Source organism: Nocardiopsis sp. NRRL B-16309, from assembly GCF_001279585.1.
Taxonomy (GTDB): domain Bacteria; phylum Actinomycetota; class Actinomycetes; order Streptosporangiales; family Streptosporangiaceae; genus Nocardiopsis.
The window spans coordinates 1-1,558 of record NZ_LGEC01000121.1; the positions used below are offsets into that span (position 1 = coordinate 1).

Below are 1,558 nucleotides of genomic sequence, written 5' to 3' on the forward strand. Positions count from 1 at the left end.
ATATGTGAAAAATATGCGCGAGCACCCAATTATCTGCAGCGGACAAGCCCTCGGCCTATTAGTACCGGTCAGCTCCACCCCTCACAGGGCTTCCACACCCGGCCTATCAACCCCGTCGTCTACAGGGAGCCTTACCCTCTCAAAGGAGGCAGGAGACCTCATCTCGAAGCAAGCTTCCCGCTTAGATGCTTTCAGCGGTTATCCCTCCCGAACGTAGCAAACCAGCCATGCCCTTGGCAGGACAACTGGCACACCAGAGGTTCGTCCGTCCCGGTCCTCTCGTACTAGGGACAGCCCTTCTCAAGTCTCCAACGCGCACAGCGGATAGGGACCGAACTGTCTCACGACGTTCTAAACCCAGCTCGCGTGCCGCTTTAATGGGCGAACAGCCCAACCCTTGGGACCAACTCCAGCCCCAGGATGCGACGAGCCGACATCGAGGTGCCAAACCATCCCGTCGATATGGACTCTTGGGGAAGATCAGCCTGTTATCCCCGGGGTACCTTTTAGCCGTTGAGCGACACCGCTTCCACACGCCGGTGCCGGATCACTAGTCCCAGCTTTCGCTCCTGCTCGACACGTCCGTCTCACAGTCAAGCTCCCTTGTGCACTTACACTCAACACCTGATTACCAACCAGGCTGAGGGAACCTTTGGGCGCCTCCGTTACTCTTTGGGAGGCAACCGCCCCAGTTAAACTACCCACCAGACACTGTCCCCGAACCGGATCACGGTCCAAAGTTAGATGCCCGAAACAGTCAGAGTGGTATTTCACCAACGCCTCCACCGCCACTAGCGTGACAGTCTCACAGGCTCCCACCTATCCTACACAAACCATCCCAAACACCAATGTCAAGCTATAGTGAAGGTCCCGGGGTCTTTCCGTCCTGCTGCGCGAAACGAGCATCTTTACTCGTAGTGCAATTTCACCGGGCCCATGGTTGAGACAGTGGGGAAGTCGTTACGCCATTCGTGCAGGTCGGAACTTACCCGACAAGGAATTTCGCTACCTTAGGATGGTTATAGTTACCACCGCCGTTTACTGGCGCTTAGATTCCCAGCTTCGCAGGCCGAAACCCACTAACCAGTCCTCTTAACGTTCCAGCACCGGGCAGGCGTCAGTCCGTATACAGCGTCTTACGACTTCGCACGGACCTGTGTTTTTAATAAACAGTCGCTTCCCCCCGCTATCTGCGACCCCACCCAGCTCAAGACGCAAAGGTCCATCACCAGACAGGGCTCCCCTTCTCCCAAAGTTACGGGGACAATTTGCCGAGTTCCTTAACCATGGTTCACCCGAACGCCTCGGTATTCTCTACCTGACCACCTGCGTCGGTTTAGGGTACTGGCCACACACGAACTCGCTAGAGGCTTTTCTCGACAGCATGGGATCACTCACTTCACCAAAAACGGCTCGGCATCACGTCTCAGCCACACGGTGTGCGGATTTGCCAACACACCGGCCTACACGCTTACCCCCGGACAACCACCGCCGGGTAGAGCTACCCTCCTGCGTCACCCCATCACTTACCTACTACAACATCGGTTCCCAGACCAGC

At 56.5% G+C, this 1,558-nt stretch carries 1 rRNA gene; it reads right to left on the reverse strand.

Annotated elements, in window-relative coordinates:
• Positions 1–38: 38 nt before the first annotated feature.
• Positions 39–1,558: ribosomal RNA gene (locus ADL05_RS26780) — 23S ribosomal RNA — on the reverse strand; the annotation flags it as partial.